The 20,266-nt window shown below is 45.0% G+C and carries 18 protein-coding genes; 5 read left to right on the top strand and 13 right to left on the bottom strand.

Translation table 11 applies throughout. The features are described 5' to 3' along the window. Positions 1-126: 126 nt before the first annotated feature. Together FTW16_RS16425 and FTW16_RS16420 are read right to left on the bottom strand one after the other, a co-directional pair. Positions 127-1,431 carry an inosine/guanosine kinase gene (locus tag FTW16_RS16425; protein WP_146491853.1) on the bottom strand — a complete coding sequence of 435 codons (1,305 nt, stop codon included), beginning with the start codon at positions 1,429-1,431 and terminating at the stop codon, positions 127-129. A 102-nt stretch (positions 1,432-1,533) separates the two neighbouring features. Next, positions 1,534-1,803, bottom strand: a complete 270-nt coding sequence (locus FTW16_RS16420) for a hypothetical protein (RefSeq protein WP_010439986.1) — start codon at positions 1,801-1,803, stop codon at positions 1,534-1,536. 204 nt (positions 1,804-2,007) lie between these two features. On the opposite strand from FTW16_RS16420, the gene mnmA reads away from it, so the two are divergent. From mnmA to purB, 3 genes are all read left to right on the top strand, one after another. After that, positions 2,008-3,144, top strand: coding sequence for a tRNA 2-thiouridine(34) synthase MnmA (mnmA, locus tag FTW16_RS16415; protein ID WP_146491852.1), 1,137 nt, complete (start codon positions 2,008-2,010; stop codon positions 3,142-3,144). A gap of 43 nt (positions 3,145-3,187) precedes the next feature. Then, positions 3,188-3,805 carry a high frequency lysogenization protein HflD gene (gene hflD / locus FTW16_RS16410; protein ID WP_146491851.1) on the top strand — a complete coding sequence of 206 codons (618 nt, stop codon included), beginning with the start codon at positions 3,188-3,190 and terminating at the stop codon, positions 3,803-3,805. Between the two features lie 143 nt (positions 3,806-3,948). Beyond that, positions 3,949-5,319, top strand: a complete 1,371-nt coding sequence (gene purB / locus FTW16_RS16405) for an adenylosuccinate lyase (RefSeq protein WP_050634687.1) — start codon at positions 3,949-3,951, stop codon at positions 5,317-5,319. Positions 5,320-5,595: 276 nt separating this feature from the next. Here purB and htpX read toward each other — a convergent pair whose 3' ends face one another. Beyond that, on the bottom strand, positions 5,596-6,459 hold the full coding sequence (htpX, locus tag FTW16_RS16400; protein WP_146491850.1) for a protease HtpX: 864 nt from the start codon (positions 6,457-6,459) through the stop codon (positions 5,596-5,598). A gap of 277 nt (positions 6,460-6,736) precedes the next feature. Here htpX and FTW16_RS24560 point away from each other — a divergent pair, with 277 nt between their 5' ends. Next, positions 6,737-6,904 carry a hypothetical protein gene (locus tag FTW16_RS24560; protein WP_186728084.1) on the top strand — a complete coding sequence of 56 codons (168 nt, stop codon included), beginning with the start codon at positions 6,737-6,739 and terminating at the stop codon, positions 6,902-6,904. An 83-nt stretch (positions 6,905-6,987) separates the two neighbouring features. Here FTW16_RS24560 and bioD read toward each other — a convergent pair whose 3' ends face one another. Genes bioD through bioB form a run of 4 tightly spaced genes read right to left on the bottom strand, consistent with a single transcriptional unit; the run spans position 6,988 to position 10,722 of the window. Then, a complete protein-coding gene (bioD, locus tag FTW16_RS16395; RefSeq protein ID WP_146491849.1) occupies positions 6,988-7,671 on the bottom strand; it encodes a dethiobiotin synthase in 684 nt (227 codons plus the stop codon). Further along, complete coding sequence (gene bioC / locus FTW16_RS16390; protein WP_146491848.1) at positions 7,668-8,471, bottom strand: malonyl-ACP O-methyltransferase BioC; 804 nt, start codon at positions 8,469-8,471, stop codon at positions 7,668-7,670. Before bioC ends, bioD begins: the two co-directional genes overlap by 4 nt. Beyond that, complete coding sequence (gene bioF / locus FTW16_RS16385; RefSeq protein WP_146491935.1) at positions 8,472-9,683, bottom strand: 8-amino-7-oxononanoate synthase; 1,212 nt, start codon at positions 9,681-9,683, stop codon at positions 8,472-8,474. Next, on the bottom strand, positions 9,670-10,722 hold the full coding sequence (bioB, locus tag FTW16_RS16380) for a biotin synthase BioB (protein ID WP_016792500.1): 1,053 nt from the start codon (positions 10,720-10,722) through the stop codon (positions 9,670-9,672). The genes bioF and bioB overlap by 14 nt, the downstream gene beginning before the upstream one ends. 159 nt (positions 10,723-10,881) lie before the next feature. Here bioB and bioA point away from each other — a divergent pair, with 159 nt between their 5' ends. Beyond that, the gene (gene bioA / locus FTW16_RS16375; RefSeq protein WP_146491847.1) at positions 10,882-12,159 is read left to right on the top strand and encodes an adenosylmethionine--8-amino-7-oxononanoate transaminase; all 1,278 of its coding nucleotides are present in this window, start codon (positions 10,882-10,884) and stop codon (positions 12,157-12,159) included. Positions 12,160-12,258: 99 nt separating this feature from the next. On the opposite strand, the gene FTW16_RS16370 is transcribed toward bioA, so the two are convergent. From FTW16_RS16370 to lrp, 6 genes are all read right to left on the bottom strand, one after another. Beyond that, on the bottom strand, positions 12,259-12,525 hold the full coding sequence (locus FTW16_RS16370; protein ID WP_146491846.1) for a DksA/TraR family C4-type zinc finger protein: 267 nt from the start codon (positions 12,523-12,525) through the stop codon (positions 12,259-12,261). Between the two features lie 221 nt (positions 12,526-12,746). Further along, a complete protein-coding gene (gene serS / locus FTW16_RS16365) occupies positions 12,747-14,054 on the bottom strand; it encodes a serine--tRNA ligase (RefSeq protein ID WP_048658298.1) in 1,308 nt (435 codons plus the stop codon). Between the two features lie 142 nt (positions 14,055-14,196). Further along, entirely contained in the window at positions 14,197-15,552 is a 1,356-nt protein-coding gene (locus FTW16_RS16360; protein WP_279626287.1) for a replication-associated recombination protein A, read from the bottom strand. Positions 15,553-15,616: 64 nt separating this feature from the next. Then, positions 15,617-16,213 carry an outer membrane lipoprotein chaperone LolA gene (lolA, locus tag FTW16_RS16355; protein WP_146491845.1) on the bottom strand — a complete coding sequence of 199 codons (597 nt, stop codon included), beginning with the start codon at positions 16,211-16,213 and terminating at the stop codon, positions 15,617-15,619. Between the two features lie 81 nt (positions 16,214-16,294). Further along, on the bottom strand, positions 16,295-19,456 hold the full coding sequence (locus FTW16_RS16350) for a DNA translocase FtsK 4TM domain-containing protein (protein ID WP_146491844.1): 3,162 nt from the start codon (positions 19,454-19,456) through the stop codon (positions 16,295-16,297). Between the two features lie 163 nt (positions 19,457-19,619). After that, positions 19,620-20,114 carry a leucine-responsive transcriptional regulator Lrp gene (gene lrp / locus FTW16_RS16345; RefSeq protein ID WP_004734558.1) on the bottom strand — a complete coding sequence of 165 codons (495 nt, stop codon included), beginning with the start codon at positions 20,112-20,114 and terminating at the stop codon, positions 19,620-19,622. Positions 20,115-20,266: the final 152 nt, after the last annotated feature.

Here is a 20,266-nt window from a genome sequence, read left to right as displayed (position 1 = left end):
TCAATATATTCAGAAACAAAAAAGGCTCCTTTCGGAGCCTTTTTTATATTTTGTTACCCTTTAATGTTCTTTATAAACATAGATGCGCATTTGATAAACTCATACGCATCGGATAAACAAAGTGTCTTATCTTTCCCAGTACGCTTCTTCTAGGCTATCTTCTCTTTCAGGAAGACCACGAGATAAACGTGGAGAGTGTTGAACTAACACTTCATAGCTAGCACGGTTTGAATATTTACAAACTTGTGAGAATGAAGAATAGGTCAAAAATGAATGTTGGTGCTTACTTGAGTTTGGCACGTTTTCTTTGTGGTACTTATTCGCAGCCATATCATGTAATAAAGCCGATAAAGCAGCATCACCTGCACCATTCGTATTTTTGATTTTTTCCGGACCACCCATGTATGGCGCAATATGCGAATACACTTTAGTTGGGTTTTCACATAACTCTTTATGCGCAGGACGGCTAAATTCAAAACGGTTGAATTCAGCAATTGAACCAGGAAGTAAAGGCAGTGACGTTTCACGCTTAGCTGCATCTTCCGTATAGCCAGCCATAAATAGACCAACAGGTCCCGCAGTGCATAGAACAAGGTCTACCCACTCTAACGCTTTATCTGATGCAGCCAGTGGATCGCTTTCACCCGTTAATGCTTCAGCTTCGTCTTCATTCATTGCAACAACCGTTACGTGTTGCTCAAGGAAATCTTTCCAGAATTCTGGATCATCTTGAATAACGAACTTAGTACCCAATGTAAGAACTACTGGCACATCGTATTTCTTCGCGTACTCGATCGCTTTCATTGTTGCTTCAGGCATAGGGTCACCTGGTTTACAACGAACTAAATAAGCCGTTAAAACTAAAGCAGAAGCACTTTTGAAGATTTTTTCAGGAATGCTTTCTGGTTTTAATTGGTTCATTTGTCCTTCGCTAATTGCGAAAGTACGTTCACCGTCTTCTGTAATTAATGCAAAACAGCGACCGATTGCGCCATCTACCCCTTGTAAATGGTTCAGATCCATTCTGCTTGATGTATTACATAAATAACGGTAACCGTAGCTACCAATCTTAATATCTTGGCTCATGACACCCAGTAGAGTAGAACGGTCATCCGCTAGCACTGAATAGTTGTGTAATGTGTTGCCAATTGTGCCACCAGCGTATTCATTGGTAATCAGGCACTGTTCTTTTAATTCTTGATATAAAGATTCAGCGGCTGCGTCACCAATAACCAGTGAATGTCCCTTGCTCAAACCATACTTCTCAATAAGTTCAGAACTCACCTTTGCTTCAATATCCACCAATGTTTGGTCAATACCGATAATATGAGTGCGTGACATTCTTTTACTGCTTTGAGCTTGGCTCACTAGAGGATCACGAGCGTGAACCGGAAAGTAGTGCTTTGATTTACGTTGTCCAGGGAATTTCATAGGGCTAGTCTAAGTCAAGGGGAAATAGGTGGCGGATTCTACCGCGCTATATTTAACGCGGCAATCTTTCAAACTATAGCAAACGTTTGCTGAAGGTTTTTTTTATTCGCCTTCCATAAAGCTTAAATCAGGCAGCATGCCCAAATGCTCGGCGTAACGTTTCTGATTAAACTCCGCGCCGTTTTTCATAACGTCAAATACTTCAATTGCCAATGCACATGCCATAGCCGCAATTGCCTCTTCACGAGGAGTACCAGTCATCATTAAACGCATCAACGTCTCTTTCACTTTCACTGGTTCGCCATCTTCAAGCTGGTTCTCGATAATCTCAATCAGCTCTTCTTCTTGCATAAATTCATTTTGTTCAGACATTTTTTTATCTCAGGTCTTGGATTTCGAGCGACTATGCCACATATACTTCTGACATCCTAGCGACTCACCTCGCTCTCATGCGATTCTCTAACAAAGTCAGCGCACTATTTGTGCAAATGAAACTGTGATTCCGGTCTCGGATCTGTCACGGCGTTTCTCTTTCTGTTAGAATCTGCGACCAAGTAATAGTAACGGTGTTTAGACATGTCAGATATCAGCTCTGGAAACAGCGAAAAGAAAGTAATTGTCGGTATGTCCGGCGGTGTAGATTCGTCAGTATCGGCGTATCTTCTTCAGCAACAAGGCTATCAGGTAGAAGGCCTTTTCATGAAAAACTGGGAAGAAGACGATAATGAAGAATACTGCACGGCAGCTGAAGACCTTGCTGATGCTCAAGCGGTATGTGACAAACTGGGTATCCACCTTCACACTATCAACTTTGCTGCAGAATACTGGGACAACGTATTCGAATACTTCCTTGAAGAGTACAAAGCAGGCCGTACGCCTAACCCAGATATCCTTTGTAACAAAGAAATCAAATTCAAAGCATTCTTAGAGTTTGCTGATGAAGTACTAGACGCAGATTACATCGCGATGGGTCACTACGTTCGTCGTACTTTCCCCACTCAAGAAGAGCTAAATGCTGGCGTTAAACCAGAAATGCTACGTGGCCTAGACAGCAACAAAGACCAGAGCTATTTCCTATACACGCTAAGCTCAGATCAAGTAGCACGCAGCCTATTCCCTGTTGGTGAACTAGAGAAGCCTGAAGTGCGACGCATTGCTGAAGAGCAAGACTTGATCACTGCGAAGAAAAAAGACTCTACAGGTATCTGCTTTATCGGTGAGCGAAAATTCACTGAATTCCTAGGCAAATACCTACCAGCACAACCAGGTAACATCGAAACGCCAGAAGGCCAAGTAATTGGTCAACACCAAGGCTTGATGTACCACACACTAGGTCAACGTAAAGGCCTACATATCGGCGGCACCAAAGGCGGCGGCGGTAATGAAGAACCATGGTTTGTTGGTGAAAAAGACCTTAAGCGTAATGTACTTATCGCAGTACAAGGTAAAGACCACCCTCTTCTGAAATCAGAAGGTTTGATCGCATCTCAACTTCATTGGGTAAATCGCACACCAATTACTGAAGTTATGACATGCACGGTAAAAACACGTTACCGTCAAACAGATATTCCTTGTACAATCATCCCAATTGATGATGAGAACATTAAGGTTATTTTTGATGAGCCACAAATTGCCGTGACCCCAGGTCAATCTGCAGTGTTCTACCAAGGCGAAGTATGTCTTGGTGGTGGTATCATCGAAAAGCGCATCTAATCAATCAAACGATAAACGATAGAAGACAACTAGGAGTTACTACGTGGCTAATACACTTTATGACCGTACGATTGCTTTCGCCGGAATTTGCCAAGCTGTGGCTTTGGTTCAACAAGTAGCGAAAGACGGCCATTGTGATAAAGATGCCTTCGAAGCTTCACTCAGTGCCATTTTAAATACCAACCCTGCGAATACCGTGGGCGTATTTGGACGTGAAGCGAACCTAAAGCTTGGCCTTGAGTGCTTAGTAAAAGGTATCGATAGTACTCCAGCAGGTAGCGATATCACGCGTTACATCATCAGCTTGATGGCGCTTGAGCGTAAGCTATCTTCTCGCAACGATTCTATGTCTCAGCTTGGTGATCGCATTCAAACTGCAGAGCGCCAAACTGAACACTTTGATCTGTTTGACGAGCAAATGATCAGCAACCTTGCGAGCATCTACCTTGATGTTGTCAGCCCTATCGGCCCACGCATTCAGGTTTCTGGTACACCGTCTGTACTTCAACAGACATCGAGCCAACATAAGGTTCGCGCACTGCTTCTATCAGGGATTCGAAGCGCTGTGTTATGGCGTCAAGTTGGCGGCAAACGTCGCCACCTTATCTTCGGTCGCAAGAAGATGATCGAGCAGGCTCAAATCCTGCTAGCTCGAATGTAATTTATTAGCTCGCGCCTCGTCGCGAGCTTGTTTTTTGTACCAACACAACTCTCACGCAAACGATTGCGCAATGTGCGTGACAATTGAGATTGTTACTGGTATAAACCTCTCAAAATTTAGAAAACTCAATTCAGGAGAACACCATGGAACTGTCAGCATTGACTGCTGTTTCACCAGTAGACGGCCGTTACGGAAGTAAGACTATTGCATTACGCAGCATCTTTAGTGAGTTTGGACTACTAAAGTACCGCTCTATCGTTGAAATTCGTTGGTTACAAAAGCTTGCAGCAACTGATGCAATCAAAGAAGTACCAGCGTTCAGTGCAGAAGCTAACCAGTTTCTTGATGAACTAGCCGCTAACTTCAGCGAAGAAGACGCTCTGCGTATCAAAGAGATCGAGCGCACGACAAACCACGACGTAAAAGCGGTTGAGTACTTCTTGAAAGAGAAAGTTGCGGGCGTTCCTGAGCTTCACGCAGTTAACGAATTCATTCACTTTGCATGTACTTCTGAAGACATCAACAACACCTCTCACGCGCTTATGCTTAAAGAAGCTCGTGACACAGTGATTCTTCCAGAAATTCGTAACGTAATCGATGCTATCAAAGCACTTGCGAACGAGTACCGTGATATTCCTCTTCTTTCTCGTACACACGGTCAGCCAGCTTCTCCTTCGACTATGGGTAAAGAGATGGCGAACGTTGCGTACCGTATGGAACGTCAATTCAAGCAAATCGAAAGCGTTGAGATTCTAGCGAAAATCAACGGCGCTGTAGGTAACTACAACGCTCACCTTTCTGCATACCCTGAAGTTGAATGGCACCAATTCAGCGAAGAGTTCATCACTGAATCTCTTGGCGTAACTTGGAACCCGTACACAACTCAAATCGAACCTCACGATTACATCGCTGAGCTATTCGACGCTGTTGCTCGTTTCAATACAATTCTTCTAGACTTCGACCGTGACGTTTGGGGCTACATCGCTCTTGGTCACTTCAAGCAGAAGACTATTGCTGGCGAAATCGGTTCTTCTACAATGCCGCATAAAGTAAACCCAATTGACTTCGAAAACTCTGAAGGCAACCTTGGCCTAGCTAACGCAGTATTTAGCCACCTTGCACAAAAGCTTCCAGTTTCTCGCTGGCAACGTGACCTAACAGACTCTACGGTTCTTCGTAACCTAGGTGTTGGTGTTGGCTACGCAATCATTGCATACACTTCAACTCTGAAAGGTATTAGCAAGCTAGAAGTTAACCGTGAAGCGCTACTTGCTGAACTAGACAAGAACTGGGAAGTACTAGCAGAACCAGTACAAACAGTAATGCGTCGTTACGGCATCGAGAAGCCATACGAGAAGCTTAAAGAGCTAACTCGTGGTAAGCGTGTAGACGGCGAAGGCATGCGTGCATTCATCGACGGTCTAGAGATTCCTGAAGACGAGAAAGTTCGTCTGAAAGAGATGACTCCAGCAAACTACATCGGTCAAGCAATCGAGCTGACTGACAAGCTGTAATATTCGAATTTCGAATCGCAGAATAGATCAAGGCTTCCCATGTGGAAGCCTTTTTATTGCGCGGAACTAAATCTATCGCCAAAAGAATCGTCAACATAGAACACCAAGCCTTCTTCAATTGATCTACTCGTCCCTTACTCATTCATTATTCACCTAGCGACAACTGCACCTCATGTCTCAACACTTGTTATCTTAAACGCCAAGATCAAAAAAGGCCTCCCGAAGGAAGCCTTTAGATTTACCTTGTCGATTAGCGATGGCTAATCGTATTAGACATTACATGTTACGTAGAGACGCAATACGCTTGTCTAGCGGTGGGTGGCTCATTAATAGCTCAGTTAGAGACTTCTTACCGTTGATACCAAACGCCATCATAGAACCTTCTAGTTGTGGCTCGTGGCTCACTTTTAGACGCTCTAGCGCTGCAATCATCTTCTCTTTACCTACCAAGTGCGCAGCACCTGCATCGGCATGGAATTCACGATGACGGCTGTACCACATCGTAATGAAGCTTGCCAAGAAACCAAATACCAATTCCAGCACCATAGACACACCGAAGTACACCATCATGTTGCTGCCACCCTCTTCTTCGTTATCATTCGACGCAACAATGTTCGCGATGAAACGAGAAAGGAAGATAACGAACGTGTTCACGACACCTTGCATTAGGGTCATTGTCACCATGTCGCCGTTTGCGATGTGGCTAACTTCGTGCGCTAATACCGCTTCAGCTTCGTCACGTGTCATGTTATGTAGCAGGCCTGTTGATACTGCTACCAATGAATCGTCACGCTTAGCACCTGTAGCAAATGCGTTGATGTCTGGCGAATCGTAGATCGCCACTGTTGGCATACCAATACCAACTTGTTGAGCTTGACGGCTTACCGTCTCCATCAACCAATGTTCTGTTTCATTACGTGGGCTTTCAATGACCATGCCGCCTACAGAGCGTAGCGCCATTTTCTTCGACATCATTAATGAAATGAATGAGCCGCCAAAACCAAATACCGCAGCCATCACCAATAAGCCTGATAGGCTACCGGGTTGCATACCTGTGACTGCGTATACAATATTAAGAACAACACTTAGTACCAATACAACCGCTAGGTTGGTTGCAAGGAACAACATTACTCGCTTCATTACTTATCTCCGCATGAAAGCTGTTTTTATAAAACTTATTGTTATAGACAAGGCAGACAGCAATAGATTCCAACCTTGAAGACTTATACTTACTTATACATATAGTCTTAGATTAAGAAAACAAGGTTAAGCATTAAATTGCAACATTTGATTACGAGATTATAGCTGAGTTAATCACGGTCTATTAGACCTAAGTCGTATGGTGTCGATATAACAATCCGTTTACAGTGACTTCAGATGATTTATTGGCTAGTCCATGTACAAAAAGGGAACGATCATGGTTGAAGGTACTAACACTCAAATGGCTATCGATTTACTGTGCTGTCACCTAGGGATTACTGAAGAAGAAGCGAAAAAGCAGATCGGTATTCTTACGCCAGAAGCAGCGCAAGCAAACATCACAGAGACACAGCAAGCACTAATGGGACTCACTAAAGAGCACTAATCCCTCGCTTGACTCTATAAAGGCTTAAATAGCAAAAGGGCTGCAATCGCAGCCCTTTTCTTGTTCTATGCCCTAATAACCAATTACAGTGCTAGCAATGGTTGAACATCGATGTACTTACCAATGTTCTTAGACTTAGCTTTTGGTACGTAAGGGATCTCACCTAGCTTTGGCGCACCTAGTTTGTCTTCAAGCATCGCAATAATATCAGCGTAGTGCTCAGTGCCTGGATTAATGCGGTTTGCTACCCAACCAACTAAGTTTAGTCCGTCAGCACGAATCGCTTCTGCCGTTAACAGAGCATGGCTTAAACAACCCAGCTTAATACCCACGGTCAATACAACTGGAAGCTGTTCTTTTTTAACCCAGCTAGACAAGTATTCATCATCTGAAACCGGTACACGCCAGCCACCCGCACCTTCAACTAGGACGATGTCAGAGTTTTGCTTATGCTCGTCTAGCTTCGCTGATAATACCGCTTCATCAATCACGACACCGTCATGCTTGGCTGCGATGTGAGGTGATGATGGTAGTAACAATGCGTACGGGTTAACGTCTTCGTAAGCAATGTCTTGTGTCGCCGCTTCTTGAAGATGCAGTGCATCACTGTTACGTAACCCTTCAGGGTATTGCTCACACCCTGCAGCAACTGGCTTGTAGCCAATTGTTGATAAATCTTGTGCGGCCAAAGCTTGAAGAATCGCTTTTGAAACCACAGTTTTTCCCACTTCGGTATCCGTACCTGCAATGAATAATGCATCAATCATAATTGAATAACCCCTAAACAAACTTGATATGTTGCTGGTAAGAAACCTTGATGGTTTTTGAACTCTCGATATTCCCGTTCAACAAGCTGCAACATACGGCGGCTTGTTAAACCTTGTGAGCGACCACTTACGTGATTAGCGCCGATACCTTTAAGGTCGCGCATCAGTTCAAACGCAGTGTCGTACCAAACGGTGATGGTGGGCAAGTCTAGTTGATGAGCAGTACAGCTAGATTGCGCTAACGCAATTTTTACCTGATTGATTGTAATAAAATGGTTAACGTGTTGATGTGCGTCAATTTTGGACCATGACTTTTCCAGTTCAAACAGTGACCCATCAAGCAAAGTTGAGAAAATCACACGTCCACCAGCCGTTGTAACACGCTTCATCTCTTTCAAAGGCGACGATAAATCATCACACCATTGCAACGCAAGGCTAGAGAAAACGATGTCAAAACACCCATCTTCAAACGGTAATTGTTCAGCATCGGCTTGTTGATATAAAGAGACAGATGCACCACAACGCTTCTCTGCGGTTTCTAACATTCCAACAGAAAGATCAGCGCAAACCACTTCAGCGCCTCGTTTCACCATCTGTTCGGAGAAATAGCCAGTGCCACAGCCTAAATCGAGCACCTTAAAGCCTGACAGATCGCTGGGTAACTTATCCAGCAGTCTGTGGCCGACATCTCGCTGGAATTCAGCGTGTTTGTCATAGGTTGTTGCTGCTTTACCAAAGGCTTCGGCAATCGCACTTTTGTCTTGGCCGACGTAATTATCCACTACTGCTTCTTGTGACATTTACTGAGCCTCTTTAGTTGATTCAAAGCTTGGATGGATACCCGATTTAACGCCTGAGTCGATGTTTCGTTCAATGGCTTGATGCAACGACCTGGTTAACTGGAGAATCTGTTTTTGGCTATGTTTAGCCGTTAACGTGATTCGTAATCGAGCGGTTCCAGCAGGAACGGTTGGTGGCCTTATTGCGGTCACCCAAACTTGGTTTTGCTTTAACTCTTCAGCAATAGATAGTGCAGACTGGGCTTCGCCGATTAAAAACGGCTTGATCGGCGTCTGAGTATCCACAAAACCTTTCAAGCCGCTCATTTGCTCTGCATAGAGAGAGCCTAACTCCGCCAGCTTTTCTCGGCGCCACTCTTGATTTTGAATCATCTGACAGGCATGAGACAAAGCCACCGCTTGTGAAGGTGGCATTGCCGTAGAGTAAACGTGATGACGAGCAAATTGAGTTAAGTAATCACCCACCTCTGACGAGCACAAAATCGCAGCACCAGAGAGGCCAAATGCTTTACCAAAGGTCACCACCAAGATATCAGGTGAGACTTGTGCCGCACTGCAGCTCCCAGCCCCTTTATCACCTAATACGCCGATACCGTGGGCATCATCAACTGCCAACCAATTGTCGTATCGATTAGTCAGGTTAAATATCTGGCTAAGAGGCGCTTGGTCGCCATCCATGCTAAACACACCTTCAGTAACGACTAATGATTGTGGAGAGCGGCTTAGTAAAGACTCGAGGTGCTGAGTATCGTTGTGCTTGAAACGTTTCATTGTTGCAGGACAAAGCATCCCCGCTTCCATCAAAGAGGCGTGGTTAAGTTTGTCTTGCAGCAGAGAGTCGTCTTTTTCGAGCAGAGAAAACAACAAGGCTTGGTTCGCACTGAAACCAGAACTAAAGAGAATTGCACGTTCAAAACCCAACCATTCACAAAGTTGAGCTTCTAAATTTCGATGAGCAGGAGTAAACCCCGTGACCAATGGCGATGCCGCACTACCAGCACCATACTGAGAAAGTCCCGCTTGCCACGCCTCCACCAATTCAGGATCGCTCGCCAAGCCTAGGTAATCATTACTCGAAAAATTAATGAAGCTAGAACCTTCGCTAGTAAGCAAAGGACCATTACTGTTTTCTAACACCTTAAGTTGGCGAGTTAACCCTTGCTCACGGCGATGAGCAAGAGCTCTTTTGATACGAGATTTAAACAGTGGCATCGTAGAACATGTCATCTTTCGTTGGACGAGCAGCAACGCGCTCCACCACTTGATCTAACAGTTCGTTTTCTTGAATTTCATCAGGCTTCTGAGCCACTTGTTGGCTGTTGATCCCTAACTTCTTAAATAACTGCATGTCCGTGTCTTCATCTGGATTTGGCGTAGTCAGTAGCTTACAGCCGTAGAAAATAGAGTTCGCGCCAGCCATAAAACACATCGCCTGCATCTGTTCATTCATGTTTTCACGACCGGCAGATAAGCGAACCGCAGACATTGGCATCATGATACGAGCAATCGCAATCAACTTAATGAAGTCAAAAGATTCAACATCATCGACGTTTTCCATCGGTGTGCCTTTCACTTTCACGAGCATGTTGATTGGCACACTCTCTGGGTGTACAGGAAGGTTCGCTAGCTCTACCAGCAAGCCTGCACGGTCATTAGTACTTTCGCCCATACCGATGATGCCACCAGAACAGATCTTCATCCCGGCATCACGTACGTGAGATAGCGTATCTAAACGATCTTGGTAAGTACGGGTGGTAATAATACTACCGTAGAATTCTGGCGACGTATCAAGGTTATGGTTGTAGTAGTCCAAACCTGCGTCTGCAAGCTCACCTGCTTGATCAGGCGTTAACATACCTAGTGTCATACAAGTTTCTAGGCCCATGCCCTTCACACCTTTGATCATGTCAGTTAGGTGAGGCATATCGCGTTCTTTCGGGTTTTTCCATGCAGCGCCCATACAGAAACGAGTTGAGCCCGCATTTTTGGCTTTTTGCGCCGCATCCAAAACACGCTCAACTTCCATTAAGCGTTCTTTGTCGACATCCGTTCGGTAGTGAGCACTTTGAGGACAGTACTTACAATCTTCAGGGCAAGCACCAGTCTTTATCGATAACAGCGTACTCACCTGCACGTGGTTGTGCTCTTGGTACTGTCTATGAACCACTTGAGCTTCAAACATTAAATCCATAAACGGTTTTTCAAGCAGCGCTGTTACTTCAGCAACTGTCCAGTCATGACGAACTTCCACGTGTCGATCCTTTTTATTATTTGATGTTGCATCTCCATCACTAGAGATTGCATTTATGCTTGGCTAGTCTACCGACAAGCTTTAGACTGTCAACACATTGATAATATCAAAAGTTTACATTTGGTTATTTTTTAATCAACACCAGGAATGGAAATTACTATGGATCTCGCCTTTGATCGCCAGCATATCTGGCATCCCTACACATCAACGTTGACACCTCTGACCTGCTACCCGGTCACAAATGCAGAAGGTGTTTACCTAGAATTAGAAGGCGGAAAACGAATTATTGATGGCATGTCATCTTGGTGGTCAACCATTCATGGCTACAACCACCCAGAACTAAACGCTGCGGCTCACAGTCAAATTGATAAAGTTTCACACGTTATGTTTGGTGGTATCACCCATCAGCCCGCTATCGATTTGTGTAAAAAGCTTTTGAATCTCGCACCAAGTAATCTTGAACATGTATTCTTGGCTGATTCAGGTTCAGTCGCGGTAGAAGTAAGCCTTAAAATGGCGCTTCAATACTGGCATGCCAAGGGGCAACCTCGTTCGAAATTCCTCACACTCAGAGATGGCTACCACGGTGATACCTTTGCAGCGATGTCAGTGACCGATCCTGACAACTCAATGCATAGCCTCTATAAAGGTTTTCTGCCGGAACACATTTTCGCTGATTCACCAAAAACTGGCTTTTGGGATGAGTGGAACGCCAAAGACATTGATAGCTTTCGCGAAAAGTTGACCGTACACCATGAAGAAATCGCTGCCGTGATCCTAGAGCCAATTGTTCAAGGCGCTGGCGGTATGCGCATCTACCACCCTGAGTTCCTAAAACAGGTTCGATTGCTGTGTGATGAATTCAACGTATTGCTGATTTTAGATGAGATTGCGACCGGGTTTGGCCGCACTGGGAAATTGTTCGCGTGTGAGCATGCCGATGTTCAACCGGACATTCTATGCTTGGGTAAAGCGCTGACTGGCGGCTACATGACCCTTTCTGCAACGCTGGCGAGCAAAGAGGTCGCAGATACGGTATGTGGTGGTGAAGCGGGTTGCTTTATGCACGGACCAACCTTTATGGGTAACCCATTGGCTTGCGCGGTCGGCGCGGCAAGTTTATCGATCATAGAGCAAGGCCATTGGCAAAATCAGACTCAACAGATCGAACAACTCTTCTCTGAATTACTGCCACCTTTGCGAGAGCATGATCTGGTTAAAGACGTACGCTGGCTAGGAGCGATTGGCGTTGTTGAAACACATACACCTGTCGATATGGAAACCATTCAAGCTCATTTTGTTGAGCAAGGTGTTTGGATTCGCCCATTTGGTAAATTGATTTATATGATGCCTCCCTTTATTAGTAAGCCAGAACATATCGAGCAGCTTGTTTCAGCCATTGAAAGTGTATTACAGGATAATAACTGCTTTAAGTAACGGAGTTTACTCTTATCTTCCTTTGTTAGTGAATCTCATAAATTAAAAGGCCTTACGTGAAAGTAAGGCCTTAGTATATTTTCGGTGATAGTTAACAATTTAACGTAATTGGCTATCTTTACTTGCTCGACGGTTAAACAATGAATGTCGATGTGCGTCATGCTCTAATATTGACTGACATTCAATACAGAAACGTACGCCTTTAATCGCAAGACGTCTTTGTTCTGGTATCTCATCACCGCATTCATCGCAATAACGCAAGCTTTCTCCGCCTTGAATGTTACCTCTTACTCGAGAGATCTCATCATCAATGGTATTTTGAATTTGCTGGCTGACACTATCGTCACCAGCCCATCCTACGGCCATAAGCCCTCCTCAGTATTTGAACGAGAAAATCTATACCTACCGCGGTAAGAGCATATTATAGCCACATTTAAGGATTGTAATAATTATCAAAATTAAGAAAACACTATTACGCACAGGTAACAAAAGTTATTTATTTCTCGCCACCGCACTATTCTATAGGCAATAAAAAACCCAGCCTGCTGGCTGGGTTTTATGAGCAATCTGATGCTTAATCAGTCTAATTAACCGATGTGCGTTACGCCGCCCATGTATGGCTGAAGCACTGCTGGGATAGCAATACGGCCATCAGCTTCTTGGTTGTTCTCAAGAATAGCAACCATAGTACGACCAACAGCAAGACCAGAACCGTTTAGTGTGTGTACAAGTTCAGGTTTCTTCTCGCCTTTACGACGGAAACGAGCTTGCATACGACGTGCTTGGAAATCCCACATGTTTGAACAAGAAGAGATTTCACGGTAAGTCTCTTGCGCTGGAACCCATACTTCTAAGTCGTAAGTTTTCGCAGAACCGAAGCCCATGTCACCTGTACATAGAATCACTTTACGGTAAGGAAGCTCTAGAAGTTGAAGTACTTTCTCAGCGTGACCAGTTAGCTCTTCAAGCGCTGCCATTGAGTCTTCTGGCTTAGTGATTTGTACTAATTCAACTTTGTCGAATTGGTGCATACGGATAAGACCACGAGTGTCACGACCGTAAGAACCCGCTTCAGAACGGAAACACGGCGTGTGAGCCGTCATCTTAAGTGGCAGTTCAGCTTCATCAGTAATTGTGTCACGAACCATGTTCGTTACCGGAACTTCCGCAGTAGGGATAAGCGATAGAGTCTTAAGAGGCACATCACTTACTTGCTCAGTTAGCGGGCTTGTGTGGAACAAGTCTTCGCCGAACTTAGGAAGTTGACCAGTACCGTAAAGGCTATCGTGGTTCACTAGGTACGGTACGTACATTTCTGTGTAGCCGTGCTCATCTGTGTGAAGGTCCAACATGAACTGAGCAATAGCACGGTGTAGACGCGCAAACTTGCCTTTCATCACGATGAAACGAGAACCAGAGATTTTAACTGCGCTAGCAAAATCAAGACCGCCAGACATTTCGCCAAGATCTACATGATCTTTCACTTCAAAGTCGTAAGCCTTAGGTTGACCCCAACGAGAAACTTCTACGTTGTCGTCTTCATCTTTACCATCTGGCACTTCTGCATCAGGTAGGTTAGGAATAGACATTGTGATCGTTTCTAGCTCAGATTGAAGATCAGCCAATGCTACTTTAGCTTGGTCTAGTTCTGCGCCTAAGTTGCCTACTTCTGCAAGGATACGCTCAGCTTCTTCATGGTCGCCTTTTGCTTTCGCTTGACCAATGGACTTCGATCGAGAGTTACGTAACGCTTGTAGCTCTTCAGTTTTCATCTGAAGGGACTTACGTTTTTCTTCAAGTTCACGAATTGTCTCTACATCAAGGGTGAAGCCTCGACGTGCTAATTTTGCCGCTGTTTCATCCAGCTCAGCTCGAAGTAATTTAGAATCCAGCATTGCTAATCCTATGCTTTAGTTATTTGAATATTCAGTAGTTTGCTACTGAATCACTGCTAAACCTCTAAAACTGGTGCTATTTCGACCAACTTTTAACGATTTAATTGAATTTTTATGACTAGGTAACGATATCCAAAAAAGACTACTTTTCATAGCGTTTTTGTGGGCTTTTTGCGTCCAAATCCGCCAGATAATCTAGCTTCTCGCCAATTTTGGTCTCTAAGCCTCGTTTTGTTGGGAAATAGTATTGCTTCTCTCCCATTTCAGGAGGCAGATACTTTTCGCCAGCCGCGTAGGCTCCAGGTTCGTCATGAGCATAACGGTATTCTTGCCCGTAGCCCATGTCCTTCATCAAAGTTGTGGGTGCATTCCGCAAATGATGAGGGACTTCATACTCAGGCAGATTGTGCGCGTCTGTTAACGCTTGCTTCCAAGCTGTATAAACGGCGTTACTCTTTGGTGCACACGCGAGATAAACAACCGCCTGTGCAATCGCACGCTCCCCTTCAGCAGGGCCAATACGTGTAAAACAATCCCAAGCCGACATCGCGACTTGCATTGCGCGAGGGTCAGCATTGCCAATATCTTCAGAAGCAATCGCCAGCAAGCGTCTAACGATATACAGAGGATCGCAACCTGCCGCAATCATGCGTGCCGACCAATATAAAGCGGCATCAGGGTTTGAACCACGAATTGACTTATGAACTGCAGATATTAGGTCGTACCAAATGTCGCCTTTATTATCAAAACGAGCGACCTTCTCACCGGCCACTTCAGCCAGCAACTGCAAGGTTATCGCTTTCTCGCCTTTATCGTTGTCTTCTGCCATGTCATACAGCAGTTCAAGATAGTTAAGCGACATACGCGCGTCGCCGTTAACCAGTTCTGCAAGGCGATCTAAAACATTATCAGCAAAATCAGCAGGCACATCACCTAACCCGCGTTGCTTATCTTCAATCGCTTGGCGGATAACGAGGGAAATATCCTCGGTATTGAGAGAAGTCAGTTTGTAAACACGCGCACGTGACAGCAAAGCGTTGTTCAATTCAAAAGAAGGATTTTCTGTGGTCGCGCCAATAAAGGTGACCGTGCCATCTTCAATATGAGGTAGAAAGGCATCTTGCTGACTTTTGTTAAAGCGATGCACCTCGTCCACAAACAAGATTGTTCTGCGCCCTGCTTGTTTGTTTTCTCGGGCTTTCTCAATGGCGATACGAATGTCTTTCACGCCCGATGTTACCGCTGATACGCGCTCAACTTCAGCATTCGCATAATTTGCTGCCACTTCTGCGAGTGTCGTTTTACCGGTGCCCGGAGGGCCCCATAGAATCATGGAATGGATATGGCCCGCTTCCAATGCTCTGCGAAGGGGTTTCCCTGGGCCCAATATATGCTGCTGACCGATGTACTGTTCGACAGTTTCCGGTCTCATACGAGCAGCAAGGGGACGAAAATCTTCGTCCCCTGCAAAATCTAAGCTGTAATTACTCAATTGCAATCTCTTGATTCGTTGATGGCATTAATGCCTATCGACTTACTACCAAACGATCTGCTTGTTTAGATCAGTTTCTTTGGTCGTCGACCTCGACACCGTCCGGTGCCACAAAAGTAAAGCGGTCTGCTGCTGGTTTACCTAAGTCAACATTGCTAAAGGTAAACTCACCTTTTTGGCCATCTTGTTCAATCACATTAAAGCCCTGAACAATGCCCTTTTCAGTGATATTAATCTGGAAGTCACCCTGATTTGAATCGACCGCGGTTGGCGTTAGCGTAAATTGATTACCCGTTTGCGCCACATTGTAGTTATCCCAATCGCTTTCTTGGTTGCGTGTAAGCAAAACAAAAGGTGTTTGTGATGTCGCTTGCTCTTGCCAGTAAATACTTACTTGCTCGATGAAGGGGCTGTAGTACCACAAGCTTTGGCCATCAGATACCAACAAGTTTTCATCTGGGAAAGTGGTTTCCCAACGGAATAAGCTTGGGCGTGCAATCTCTACGGTACCCTCGCCTTCCATCACCACATCACCATCAGGGCTGGTCACGACTTGTTTAAAGTCAGCACTGAAACCTGCGTTCAATGCCAAACGGCTACTCAACTCTTCTTTCGGAGAAGCAAACACTGAGAAGCTCATAAATAAAAGTGCAAATACTTTTTTCATCAATAATCCTGTTAAAACATAAGTCGGTCATATTCTCGATTTGACCGACTTAATGGACATAAGTTCATAGGGCGTGTTGACCTAATCTTTTGGTGGCGCTGGCGCTAAGACTTCTCGGTTACCGTTGTGGCCCGGCGCACTTACGATACCTTGCGCTTCAAGTTGCTCAACAATACGTGCTGCGCGGTTATAACCGATCTTGAATCGACGCTGTACGCCAGAAACTGAACCGCGACGTGAGTGAACAACGTGTTCTACTACTTGATCAAACAGAGGATCGACTTCTTCATCACCTTCCATCTTCTCGCCCGGAAGCAAGGTTTCAGGAGTTTGTTCACCGTTGGTGATTTCATCAATATAGTTTGGCTTACCACGCGCTTTCCAGTTATTCACGACTGCGTGTACATCGTCATCAGACGCAAAGGCACCATGAACACGAGTTGTATGACTAGAACCCGGCGGCAAGTAAAGCATATCACCCATGCCCAATAGTGATTCGGCACCACCTTGGTCAAGGATAGTTCGTGAATCCGTTTTGGTTGATACCGTAAAGGCCACACGAGTTGGAATGTTCGCTTTGATAAGGCCGGTAATAACATCCACCGAAGGACGCTGCGTCGCTAGGATCAAGTGAACACCCGCCGCACGAGCTTTTTGTGCCAAACGTGCAATCAGTTCTTCAACCTTCTTACCGACCACCATGATTAGGTCGGCAAATTCATCAACGATAACCACAATGTAAGGCAGCTTCTCAAGCAATGGCGCTTCAGGGTCCATGCTGTCGCCCGGCTTCCACAGTGGATCGTGAATTGGATGACCCGCTTCCGCAGCCATCTTAAGCTTATCGTTGTAACCTTTAATATTACGAACGCCTAACGCTGACATCAGCTTATAACGGCGTTCCATCTCGCCTACACACCAACGAAGGGCGTTCGACGCATCTTTCATGTCGGTTACCACTTCAGACAATAGATGAGGGATGCCTTCGTAAACCGATAACTCAAGCATTTTCGGGTCGATCATGATGAATCGAACATCTTCCGGTGATGCTTTGTAAAGCATACTCAGAATCATTACGTTCACACCTACCGACTTACCAGAACCGGTTGTACCAGCAACCAGAACGTGAGGCATTTTCGATAGATCAGCAATGACCGCTTCACCTGCGATGTCTTGTCCTAGAACCACTGTCGTCGGCGATTTCGCTTCTTGGAACTGAGGGCTAGCAACCACATCTGAGAAGAATACCGTTTGACGACTCATGTTCGGCAGCTCTAAGCCAACATAAGGTTTACCCGGAATCACCTCTACAACACGTACAGCCAATGCAGAGAGCGAACGAGCCAAGTCCATAGAAAGGCCCGAAATACGGCTCACTTTCACGCCTGGAGCCAGATCAAGTTCGAATCGAGTGATTACTGGACCTGGGAAAATATCAACCACATCAGCTTTGATCTTATAGTCCGCTAGCTTAGATTCAACAAGGCGAGCAATCGCCTCTAATGCATCACGGTCAATAAAGGTTTCACGCTTTTCAGGGTGGAATAACAATTCAAGCGTTGGTAATGGCTCAGCAGGTTTCGGTAAATTAACATCTTGTTGAACCAAGAACGGGTTCTGCGCCGCTGCCATATTCGCTTGTGCTTCAGAAACAATGCTTTGGAATGCGGCGACATCTTGATCTTGATGCGAAGGTTCTTCTTCCGTTACCTCTTCCCAAGGAAGATCAACAGCTGGTTCTTGGCTTTGCTCTGTTGGTTGTTCAGGTTCTGAATGTTCTTCTTGGTAAGAGAAAGGTTCAAACTGCTCGTCGGTTAATGCTGCGTCAGCTAACTCAGCTTCAGTCTGTTCAGATTCAAGATCTGAAGCCTGTTCGTAGCTTTGATCTTCCGTTACATCAAACGGTGAAGGTTGTGCAGAGAAATCGTCTTCCACTGTTGCTTCTGGCTCGCCTATAGGTGAAGCGTATAAAGATTCAGGCTGAACATCTTCAGCACCGAATTCGCCATTTACTTGTGGTGAGCTATCTAACTCTGGTTCAGCACTTTCAAGTTCAGCATGAGTAGGGCTAACTTCTGATTGTTCGTTCTGCATGTATTGTTGGTACGCAACCTGAGACTCATGCGCGTCGACCTGATCTTGTTCCGCTAGATCATCTTCATACATGGCCGCATTTTCTAGCTGCTCTATCGTTGCATTCAACTGCTTCGAGCGCTCAATACCTTCTTCTAATGGCTCTTCTGGCGTTTGGTAAATAGGAGCAGTAGGGATCGGTTGCTCTGGCTCAATTGCAGCTTGAAGCTGAACCTGAGGTTGTTCATGAACAGCAACATCTTGCTTCGCAGCAGCTTCGACTGGCATGTGAATATTGTAATGACGCTTCGGCGATGCAGCATTGTCTAGCGCACTTGCCGCCACACCTGAAGAATCATTAGTCGCGGAAAAGCTCATCGCAGGATCTAGCGGGTCATGCTCTGTTGATTCTTTGTTGTCTTCTAAAGCAGGAACATCACGGTAAGTCGGCTCTTGATGACGCTCTTCGATTAAATCGCGGTCTGCTGATTCTCTTAACTGAGGCTCTAGTAGCTCTTGATCTTGGCCACGAGCCTTATTAACAGCAGATGTGAAGAATTTGATGGCACATTCACCCAGCCATTCCACAATGCTTAACCAAGAAATACCGGTTAATAGAGTAAAGCCAGCACCCCATAAGAAAAGAAGGACTAGCGTACTACCAAGAACATTCAACGTCGGAAGTGCAAGGCTGGTTAAGACGTCGCCCACTACGCCACCTGATGAAAAGTACCAGATGTCGTCAAAGTTGATATCCGCTAGACCACAACTAGTAAGGATTAAGATAGTCAGGCCGAGTAAGCGAGTGCCCCACAGCATGAAGTCGATCTGCTCGTCTTCATTACGTTTGCGGAATAATACCCACGCAGCAACCGTCACTAAGATAGGCAAAGGGTAAGCCAAAGAACCAAATACGAAGAAAAGCGTATCCGCCAACCAAGCACCTAGGTAGCCACCCGCATTTTGAATGTCACCACCCCACGCCGTTTGCGACCATGATGGGTCTGCAGGACTAAAAGTTAATAACGCAACGGCAAGTAGAATAGAGAAGAGAACACCGAGAATCAGACTGCACTCTTTGAGACGTTGAGAACCACTCAAACGAGGAGACTGGGGCTCTTCACTCGTTTTAATGATTGTTTCTACTTTATTACTGCTCTGCTTGAACATAAACCAACTTAATAATTAAACGGGATAAAAACATCTCGAGCGGCCGAAGCCGCTCGTTTCAATGAAACTACTGTTGATTTAACCATATCAAACAGAAAAACCCAATTCCAGAAAGCAAGAAAGCGGAACAAATGTCCGCTTTCTTTCATTTCACCAATTGTGACTAACGAGTTTTAATCACAAGTTGATTGGTTTGTTTCACTTCTTCCATTACTACGTAAGTTCGAGTGTCGTTTACGCCCGGTAGACGAAGTAACGTATCACCCAGTAGCTTACGGTAAGCACCCATATCAGATACACGTGTTTTTAGAAGATAGTCAAAATCACCCGACACTAAATGACACTCTTGGATGTCATCCAGTTTCTGCACAGCGGTGTTGAATTGTTCGAACACATCTGGCGCACCACGGTTCAACGTAATTTCAACAAACACTAAAAGTGAAGCATCAAGGTACTGTGGGTTCAGCAACGCTGTGTACCCAGTAATGTAACCTTGACGTTCTAAACGACGAACACGTTCAAGACATGGAGTCGGAGAAAGTCCTACTCGTTTTGAGAGTTCAACGTTTGAGATACGACCGTCTTTTTGCAACTCATTAAGAATGTTGCGGTCAATACGATCTAGTTCCTTGGACGGCTTCTTATAATTGTCTGCCATTTTTTATTCCACCTTATTACTTCCTTGCAAAAAAATATACTACAACTTTTTAATATTCAGTATCAAATTTTATCTGAACCTATCTATACTAGATATTAATTCGACAGAATTACCCTACACATAGATAAAACAACCAAAATAAAATGAGGAGT

Origin of the sequence: Vibrio sp. T20 (assembly GCF_007858795.1) — a bacterium.
Lineage (GTDB): Bacteria > Pseudomonadota > Gammaproteobacteria > Enterobacterales > Vibrionaceae > Vibrio > Vibrio satsumensis.
This window is presented reverse-complemented; position numbering and strand designations above follow the sequence as displayed.